General features: G+C 30.6%; 8 protein-coding genes and 1 pseudogene. All 9 read left to right on the top strand.

Annotated features, from left to right (window positions below; translation table 11 throughout):
* Nucleotides 1-600 (top strand): annotated as a pseudogene (locus Q0616_RS06015) (endonuclease); the annotation flags it as partial.
* A gap of 27 nt (nucleotides 601-627) precedes the next feature.
* A complete protein-coding gene (locus tag Q0616_RS06010) occupies nucleotides 628-1,101 on the top strand; it encodes an Lrp/AsnC ligand binding domain-containing protein (RefSeq protein ID WP_225539142.1) in 474 nt (157 codons plus the stop codon).
* Nucleotides 1,102-1,110: 9 nt separating this feature from the next.
* Entirely contained in the window at nucleotides 1,111-1,854 is a 744-nt protein-coding gene (gene deoC / locus Q0616_RS06005; RefSeq protein WP_298775805.1) for a deoxyribose-phosphate aldolase, read from the top strand.
* A gap of 226 nt (nucleotides 1,855-2,080) precedes the next feature.
* Nucleotides 2,081-2,944: an AraC family transcriptional regulator gene (locus Q0616_RS06000; RefSeq protein ID WP_298775802.1), complete on the top strand. Its 864-nt coding sequence runs from the start codon at nucleotides 2,081-2,083 to the stop codon at nucleotides 2,942-2,944.
* A 169-nt stretch (nucleotides 2,945-3,113) separates the two neighbouring features.
* On the top strand, nucleotides 3,114-3,659 hold the full coding sequence (locus Q0616_RS05995) for a hypothetical protein (RefSeq protein ID WP_280050052.1): 546 nt from the start codon (nucleotides 3,114-3,116) through the stop codon (nucleotides 3,657-3,659).
* A gap of 22 nt (nucleotides 3,660-3,681) precedes the next feature.
* Nucleotides 3,682-4,515, top strand: coding sequence for a molecular chaperone (locus Q0616_RS05990; RefSeq protein ID WP_286484367.1), 834 nt, complete (start codon nucleotides 3,682-3,684; stop codon nucleotides 4,513-4,515).
* Nucleotides 4,505-5,530 carry a hypothetical protein gene (locus tag Q0616_RS05985; protein WP_286484368.1) on the top strand — a complete coding sequence of 342 codons (1,026 nt, stop codon included), beginning with the start codon at nucleotides 4,505-4,507 and terminating at the stop codon, nucleotides 5,528-5,530. Before Q0616_RS05990 ends, Q0616_RS05985 begins: the two co-directional genes overlap by 11 nt.
* Before the next feature lie 102 nt (nucleotides 5,531-5,632).
* Entirely contained in the window at nucleotides 5,633-8,350 is a 2,718-nt protein-coding gene (locus tag Q0616_RS05980; RefSeq protein WP_298775795.1) for a hypothetical protein, read from the top strand.
* A 39-nt stretch (nucleotides 8,351-8,389) separates the two neighbouring features.
* The gene (locus tag Q0616_RS05975) at nucleotides 8,390-8,797 is read left to right on the top strand and encodes a DUF4184 family protein (RefSeq protein WP_260541812.1); all 408 of its coding nucleotides are present in this window, start codon (nucleotides 8,390-8,392) and stop codon (nucleotides 8,795-8,797) included.
* Nucleotides 8,798-8,857 lie beyond the last annotated feature (60 nt).

Here is an 8,857-nt window from a genome sequence, read left to right as displayed (position 1 = left end):
GAAAGCGAACCAATTAGATTTATCTTTAAAGATCAGTATGATACAAAATCTTATACACGAGATATTTTATATGTGAAAGGAAATTTAATTGGCGAAATTATTCATATTTTTATTGTTCATTTGCCTTCTAAAATTGATAAAGAAGTCAATCAATTAAAACGTCAACATATTTTAAAAACGATTCGAAAAAGAATTAACGATTTGTTAACCGAAAATTATTCGGCAAAAATTGTTGTGATGGGAGATTTTAATGATTCTCCAACAAATTCTGACTTAATTGATGAATTGGATACTCGTTCTAAACAAGAAGAAATAAGCAGAAACGAATTATTCAATCCAATGGTCAGTCTACAATCGTATAAAAGAGGTTCTATGATCTTTAAAAAGCAATGGATGTTATTTGATCAGCAACTTTTCTCGCAAGGATTTTTAACTTCACAATCAAATTTAGAATACATCAAAACAGCTATTTTTGATGCGAATTTTCTGAAGAATAGTGGCGGGAAATCAAGCGGTTTGCCATTTAGAACTTTTGTTGGTGGAAAATATTTCGGTGGATATAGCGATCATTTTCCCGTTTATACCATTTTAAAATATTAAATTTGTAGCGGTTTAATTTTAGAAAAGGTGAGAATCCACGAAAATGGTCAAGTAGAGATTGATGGAATTGATAAATTGATTCTGAATGCTTTTATGGATGACGCTAATATTCCTGTGTCACAATTGGCAAAAGAATTAGGAATATCAAATACAGCGGTTCATCAACGTATAAAGAAGTTAGAAAATTCGGGTGTGATTAATTCGACAAAAGTTATCGTTAATCCATCTATTTTAGGATATTCTACAATGTCTTTTGTTGGGGTTTTTATGGATAAACCTTCATCTTATAAATTAGTCGTTAAAGCTTTGGAAGAAATTCCAGAAGTGGTCGAAGCTCATTTTACAACGGGAAATTATGGGATTTTCTTGAAAATTCTGAGTCGTGATAACCTTCATTTAATGAATGTTTTGAACAAGAAAATTCAGCAAATTGATGGTGTAACGCGAACAGAAACAATCATTTCGTTGGAGCAACCGATAGATAGACAAATAAAACTTTAATATACAAAGATGAATATTAATCAATATTTAGACTCGACGTATCTTAAAACGCCTGAACAAGCAGGTATTTCGAATTCTGATACATTAGATATGGTGCACCAATTGGCGCAAGAAGCCATAGATAATCAGATTTATGCGGTGATGATTCGTCCTGATTATGTACGATCAGTTCGTGAATTATTGGATGAGAAAAAATCGAAAGTTGTTTTGGGAACTGTAATTGGTTTTCCAGAGGGAAATTACGATTTGAATGAAAAGTTGAGAGAAGCGCAAAAAGCGATTGCAGATGGAGCTGATGAATTAGATTTTGTAGTGAACTACGAAGCGTTCAAAAAAGGTGAAATTGATAAAGTAAGAGAGGAAGTAGAATCTGCTACTTCAGTAGCTTTACGTGAAGGTAAAGTTGTAAAATGGATTATAGAAACTGCTGCTTTATCGGACGAACAAATTGTTGAAATTACGCAACTTATTCGTGATATTGTTTTGAATAAAATTGGAGATGAATACGCATCAAAAGTATTCGTTAAATCTTCGACTGGTTTTTATAAAACAGACAATGGAGAACCAAATGGTGCAAACGAACATGTAATTAAATTAATGCTTGAAAATTCAGGTTCGCTTCCAGTGAAAGCTTCTGGCGGAGTTCGCACAACAGAAGAAGCTGAAAAAATGATCGCTTTAGGCGTGAAAAGAATTGGAACATCGTCTGCTTTAGCGATTGTAAAAGGAGAACAAGGGGCAGAAGGATATTAGAAAATTTCTACATTAAATACGTTTAAAAGTCTCAATATTTATTGAGACTTTTTTTATTCATTAAAAATAAGCTTCCTTTTTTAGTTAATTTCTAAAAATACTTAAATAGCATATTGTATTTCATTATTTTTGGAGCCCTAAAATTATAACTTGATTTATATCAAGTGATTTGATTAAAAATGGTCGTAATTTTGCATAGATAACATTGATAAAATAGTATAGACTTATGTTGTTGAATAGTCGTAATGTTTATAATAATTTGATTTTTGATGTAGGTATAACTGCATTTGAATTGAATGATATCCTACAAATAGAGGAATTGAGAAAAGAGTTATCCGTTGATGAGTATTTTGGAATAATCTGGTCTGGTTCTAAAAAATTTGTTCATAAAATAAATGGAAAAGAATATTCGATTCCTAAAAACCATTTTCTTTTTATAGCTCCCAATATCTCTCAAGAATTTGTGAAACAAACTACTCGTACTGATGCTTATTATATTGTTTTTAAACAAGAATTTTATTCGAAATCAATCGAAGAAAACTTGAAGTTAGAAAATTCTACACTTTTTTCGCGAGATATTATAAATATTGTTGAGAATACAATTTGTTCTGCGCCAATTTTTGAGGCTAATTATTTGCAATATTTCTTTACTGCATTCGAAAATGAATTAGATATGAAGCTTGCTCATAATCTTTTGGAACGTATTATTATCAATGGTCAAATGGAAACATTTGATATGCAGAGCCAATTTATACAAGATGATTTTGATGTAGAGTTGGCAACTAAATTCAAAAAACTTTTGCAAGAAAATGTCAATGAAAACAAACAAGTATCTTTTTACATTGATAAACTTTTTATTACAAAAAGAAGGTTAGATAAAGCAACTCAAATCGTTTTTGGAAAAACAGCAAAAGAAATGATTGTTGAAGAATTGATGAAAAATGCAAAGATTTTATTAGTCAACTCAAAAATGTCAATAAAAGACATTGCGCTGGAACTCAATTTCCTCCAAGAGACCAATTTTACGGCGTTTTTCAAAAAAAATACTGGGATTTCTCCGACTAAATTCAGACAAAGTACTCCGAATTAAATAGTTAGAAATGTCGTTTTTCATCATCTTTTGGTATGATTTAATCTTTTAAGAACAAAAACAACTTCTACATTTGCAATCGCATTTGAGAATAACCAATCTTAAATATATAAACTACCAGATTATTTAACAAATATTTTTTAATAAATTTTTAACAAATTATAAAATGATGAAAAAATTAGCATTTATTTTAACGATTTTCTGTGCATTAGTTTCTGGAATGGCTTTAGCTCAAAAAACAGCTTCAGCAACATTGAATGTAAAATTATACCCAATTCAAACTATTCTTATTGGTACTGATAATACAGTTAACTTAGAATATCAAACAAAAGAAGATTATTCTAACGGTGTTACAAAAACTATGAACGACCACTTAATTGTATATAGTACTGGTGGTTTTGCTGTAAAAGTAAAATCTGAAAATGAAAACTTAGTTTTTACAAAAGGTTCTACAACAGATAACATTGCAGCTAATACAATTAATTTACAAGCGACTTTAGGTACTGGAAATGTATTAAATTCATCTTCTTTCAGTAAAGTTGTTTTAGATAAATCAGACAAAAACTTGATTTCTAGTACAGTTGGTGGTACAGATTTAAAATTCAACGTTGCGTATAACGGAAAAGGAAACAACGATTATGTAAACAAATATTATAATGTTGAGAATCCTAACGTGTATACAACTACTGTAACTTACACAATAGAAGCACAATAATATAAAAAAATAGGAAGTGGTATTGAAAAATATCACTTCTGTTTTGCTTATGAAAGTTCTTCGTTTTTTAACAATCGTTTCTTTTTTAGCATTAATCATTTCAACTAAGATTAGTGCACAATCAGGTATTTCTGTAAGTCCACCAAGGACTTATTTTGCGTTAAATCCTGGTGAGTCTGAGCGTAAAAAGATTTTGGTAACCAATGTAAGCGATGTGCATACATTAGAGTTGTCTGTTTCTTTTAAGGATTGGAAGTATGATGAATTTGGAGCTAATGTAGTTTCTGAAATCAATACTTTGCCAACAAGTAATGCAAACTGGATTACAGTTTTACCAAGTAATACATTTACACTTTTGCCAAGAGAATCGAAAGAAATAGAAGTTCTGATGCAAGTTCCAGAAAAGATAAATGCAGAAAGTGTGCATACTACGATGATGTACATTACGCAAACAAATCCGATTGCTGGACAAAACAAAAGTGGAGAAAATATTAAAATTTCCATTCGTACAGGTGTCAAAATTTATCAACGATTAAATATTGCACGTGATACAAATGTAGAGTTTACAAATTTTGTTTACGATAAAACTGAAAATCGTTTGGTGCTAAATATTTCGAATGAAGGAAATGTTTGGAGTGAAGGAACGATTAGAAATGAAATCATTAATCAAGAAAATGGTCAACAAATAAAATTGCAAGATGCAGTTTTTTATAGTTTACCAAATGATAAAAGAATTGTATATATACCATTGCCAAAGGATTTGCCAAAAGGTTCGTATATTGTTACCTCAACTTTAAGTTTTGAGAAAGATGATCAATTGAAAATTGCTGAATTGACGTTCTCAAATGATAAATAATAATTTGTTTCAGAAAATAGTTTCAACAATTACAGTATTGTTGACAATGGCAGTGTCTGCTCAGTTTACGATTAATGCGCACAATAACGGTTGGGTGCAAGTAAATGGAAGTAGCGGAGTTACGGCGACTAATATTGTGGCTGTAGAAATGCACATGTCTGGTGCTTTAAATTATAAAAATTGGTCTTTAGTTGCGCGTGTTGTTTCGCCTATTGTAAATTCTCAGAAAAAAGAATTTCCTGTCGATAAACTGAAATTGAAATTCAATAATTATACAACTTCTCAATATTATTCAGAGAATTATCCTACGCTAAATCAATTAGGAGTTATTCAGAATAACATTGCGATGAGTTTTTCTCCAAATTATTTTATCCGAAGTTCACCTTTAACAATTGCAACACCAGTAGGAAAATATGGTGCAATTGTCTTGAATTATGATATTGTGATTGATGCAGGAACATATCTAAATCCTCTGAAATCATGGAATAATTATCCTATTCAATTAGAGTTTTCTTTATTAAATGAATTTGGAACCGTGATTGGAACAAGTCTTTTTTCGATTGAAATGCAAATTAGTCCAAACGGAAATTACGAACCAGTTCAAACGCTTTCTATTGCGGTCGATGGTTCTGCTGTAAATGGAGAATTGGTTTTCAACACGATACAAGATTATAAAAATGGTGTGAAGAAAGAATATCAAAACGGCTTAATTGTTTCTTCTGATACAGCTTACGATATTCAAGTTTCGTCGCTTAATCAATATTTACAATCGAGTGATGCCCAGAATTTGGAATTAAATTCAATCAATGTTCAGATAAAAGACACCGAAACAAATAATCTTTCTAAGGTTATAAAACTTTCAAATTACAATCAATCATTGATGACGAATAGTTCTAAAACAGCTTCAAAAAAGTATAATATTATTTATTCTACAACTCCGTCGGATAATAAAATTTTGAATAGCAAACCTGGGAATTATTCAACTTCTTTGTTGTACACGATTACACCTTTGTAAAACAATATGTTCTTTTCAATCAATTATTTTCGGAGCGTATTTTTTATTCTGCTTATGCTTGTTAGCGGACAAAATTTGCGTGCTCAAACAATAAATAACGGATTGAAATTTAGTACAATAAAAGAAGTTAAATTAGAAGATAGCAACAACTTTTCTGTTATTCTTCAATTAGAAAATACAACCAATGATACGATAAATGCTCGTCTGGCACTTAAAATCCCTTCGGCTATAAGATCGTATTCGCAAGATAATCTTCAAATAAAAATCAATCCAAACAAGAAGGCTTTTATTCCTATGCAATTTACGGTGAGTAAATCGCAAATGGCTGGAAAATTAGATTTAGAATTCAGTATTATTGATTTTTTAAGTAAAAAAGAAATAGGAAAATCTGTTACTTCAGTTGTTGTTTTGCAAAAGAGAAACATCAAAATTTTTCCTGTCCAGAGTAATATTTTTTACCGTCAAGAAGGAGATTCTATTCATTATGAATTAAAAGTAATGAATATGGGAAATCAAGCCGAAGAAATTTTGTTAACCAATGTACTTCCTGATTTCAGAGGAAGTTATACTTATAATAACAAACGACTTATAGTTGAAGCTTTTCAAGAAAAAATTGTTCGATTTTCTAAATATGTAGACCGAGATATGATGAAAATTGAAAGTTTTCAGGCAAATGTTTCGGGTTATACAACGACCAAAGATTTTGCAGGAAATGTGTTTTTTACCATTCAGAATGCAAGTTCCAATCGTGTGTATATAGATCCAACAATGCTAAATCAGAATTGGACCAATTTTTCTTCAAATTATGTTCGATTAACTGCTCGCGATATTAATTCTGCTAATGCGAATTATAACTTAATGGCTCATCAAGAATTTTCGGTTGGGTTGAATGAATTTGCATATAATATTAATGGAACAACTTGGAATAAGAATCAAGACATGGTTTTGACAGATTCTTGGGTGAAATATCAACGCAAAGACAAAGGAATTTTAATCGGATCAATCAATAACAACGATTTTGATATTCCAGTTAACGGACGAGGAGTGATGTTGTTTAATAATTATGATAAGAATGATAACCGAATTGTAGTCGGAACGGTCGAAAAAAATTACAATTTATTAGATGATTTGACGAACGATGTTTTCAAGAATAGCAACACAACTTTTGCGAATGGACGATTTTTAATAAAAGATAAAAACGAATTAGAAACAACAGCTTTGTTTGATAGAACTTATTCTACAACGAACTTTATTTTGACAAATGGTTACAAATGGGTTACACCAAATAAGTGGAATCATTCAGTGAAATTTGGGTATGGTTTGTCAAAATTTAAAGAGACAAATGATGTTGAAAATTCATTATCGGTTTCTGCAAATGTTTCTGGAACAATTGGTAAATTTGATTTTTATAGTTCCAATTATTACAGCTCAGGATATTATCCGGGGACACGACGTGGAGCATTGTATCTTAATCAGCGTTTTCAACGAACGTTTTCTAAATTTTCGTTGTGGTCTTCGTTAACGGTTACCAATAACAATCCGAAATCTATCGATCCATATTTGATGAATTATACACAAGCGAATGAGTCGAAAGCGTTACGTTTTGAGACGGGTATATCATTCAAATTGGCAAGTCATTTTAATGTTTCGATTTCTCCTAAATTGAATATAGAAAAATCAAATATTCTGAATTATGAGACGTTTAAGTATATGCCGATGGACTTTAAATCAGCTTATTTGAACGGAACATTTACGTGGTTGTCTAATTCTCGTGTGCATCAGTTGGTGTTGAATGCTTTGGGAGGATTTTCTGAGCTAAACGAATTGAGTAAGGTTGATCCAATTGTTTATGGACAATTAACGTGGAATGTGAAAAACTTTCAGTTAAACTCAATTTATCAACGAGGAAGTATGATGATTGCAGAGGTTTATTCGACGAATAATCTAAATCATCAATTAGAACGTTTTACAACTTCGGCGAGTTTTCGTCAAAGCTTTTTTCAGAAAAAATTGAATACGGCAGTTTCTACTTATTATAATATTGACAAAAATTTTGGAAATACCCTAACTTTTGGAGCTTCTGTGGATTATCAACCAATTGATAATTTTATTGTAAGTACACAAGCGAATTTTAGTCATTATGATTCGAAAACTTTTAACAACAAACAAACTTATTTGCAGGTTGGTGTTCAATATAATTTGCCTGCGAAACGCACTGTAACAGATGTAAAAGACGGAACATTAAATTTGTTTGTGTTTTATGATTACAATGCAAATGGTATTTTTGATGAAGGTGATAAAGTGGCTGATAGTCGTAATGTAAAGATAAATGAAACTAACTTTATTACAGATTTGGAAGGTAATATCAAGTATAAAAAAGTTCCATATGGTAATTATTTAATCAAACTTCCTGGACAAAAATGGTTTGCACAAGATTATGCGGTTAATATTAATTCTAAAACGACTTCTATTTCTATTCCAATGCAACAAACTGGTGTTGTGAGAGGGAAAGTTGAGTATGAATTATCTTCAAATTTGGAGTATCAGGTTTCGGCAAATTTATTCGGATTTACATTGATTTTTAATCACGAAAATGGACAGGTTTTTACAGTTAAAACAAATGATAGAGGTGAATATACAGCTTTTTTACCTGTCGGAAATTATACGTTTCATCTTGTAGAAAATAGTTTACCAGAACATGTTTATGCAAAAACATATTTGAATAAAGTAACGGTAGAAAAGGAACAAAATACAGAATATGAACCGCTTATTTTGAAAATTAAGGAGCGAAAAGTTAACATCAAACGTTTTGGTAATTAATGGATATTTTGATTTACTTTGCATCAAAATAAACTCTAAATGCCACTAACTTTTTGCCATCCAGCAATTATTCTTCCGCTAAAAAAACTAAAATCGAATTGGTTTTCGATGACGGGATTAATCATTGGTTCGATGTCGCCAGATTTAGAATATTTCTCTCGAATGGAGATTATAGCGACGCACAGTCATTTGTTCTGGGGTGTTTTGTATTTTGACTTACCAATTGCTCTTATTTATTGTTTCGTTTTTTACCTATTTGTCCGAAATATTTTAATTCATCATTTACCAATTTTTTTAAAAGAACGATTTGCTCAATTTCTAAATTTTGATTGGATTTACTATTTTAAAAAACATTGGATAATTGTGATTCTTTCAATTATAATAGGAGCTTATTCGCATCTTTTTTGGGATGCTTTCACCCACGAATGGGATATTTTACGAAATTAATTCCAGCTTTAGAGGAAACTTGGTTTCAAATTCCTTTCAATAATTTCGAAATAAAAGGAT

This window comes from uncultured Empedobacter sp. (assembly GCF_937930195.1).
In the GTDB taxonomy this organism is placed as follows: Bacteria; Bacteroidota; Bacteroidia; order Flavobacteriales; family Weeksellaceae; genus Empedobacter; species Empedobacter stercoris.
The sequence above is the reverse complement of the archived record's forward strand: the minus strand, read 5'-3'. Positions and strand labels throughout refer to the sequence as shown.